This is a genomic window from Tepidimonas sp. (genome assembly GCF_046292505.1).
GTDB lineage: Bacteria > Pseudomonadota > Gammaproteobacteria > Burkholderiales > Burkholderiaceae_C > Tepidimonas.
This window is the reverse complement of record NZ_JBKBQX010000175.1, coordinates 1-733: the sequence shown is the minus strand read 5'-3', so window position 1 is coordinate 733 and position 733 is coordinate 1. Positions and strand designations below refer to the sequence as shown.

Genomic DNA, 733 nt, shown 5'->3' with positions numbered 1-733 from the left:
TGCGGGCACCGTGGAACTGATGGTAACCGGCAATGATCTTGAACGGACCTTCACCACGATCGCCGAACACCGTGAAGTCGCGGATCAGCGCCAGGAAGCGTTCCTTATCGAACACACCGCGTAGCAGCGTATCCATCTCATAGGGACCGTGGGGCGTGAAGTCACCATCCACCCCGGTGACCGAACGCCAGGGCATGAAGCGTTCTTCGTCTGCCGTCAGTGAGCCGATCCGCGCCAGCATCCCGTCGGACGCCACCATGACGGCGTTGGTGCGAAACAGCGACGGAATCTGCTCCTTGTAGGTTTGAAGCTGCTGGTAGGCTTGATCGACAGTGGCGTTCTTGCTCGCGGCATTCTTCAACTCAATGATGCCGAGCGGCAGACCGTTGACGAAAACCATCACGTCAGGCCGCCGCGTATGTTTGCCCTCGGCGACGGTAAACTGGTTGGTGACGAGAAAATCGTTCTTCTCCGGATGCTCGAAATCGATCAGCCAGACCTTGTCGCCTTTCACCTCTCCATCGCCGATGGAAAACTCCACATCGACGCCTTCGGTGATCAGCCGATGAATGCGGCGGTTCTCTTCGACCAAGGATGGCGTTTCCGTGATCGAGAGTTGCCGGATCGCCAGTTCGCGGGCGTCTGCCGGGACGTTTGGGTTCAATCGCTCGACTGCAGCGGAAAGAATTTCCGACAGCACCTGCAGGCCCAGCGCGCACTGGTGGCGGAAACG

The 733-nt window shown here is 58.9% G+C and carries 1 protein-coding gene; it reads right to left on the bottom strand.

Features of this window, described 5'->3' with window-relative positions; all coding sequences use genetic code 11:
* Positions 1-733: type I restriction endonuclease (locus ACK4TH_RS12570; protein ID WP_409626936.1), on the bottom strand; the 733-nt coding region annotated here is incomplete at both ends.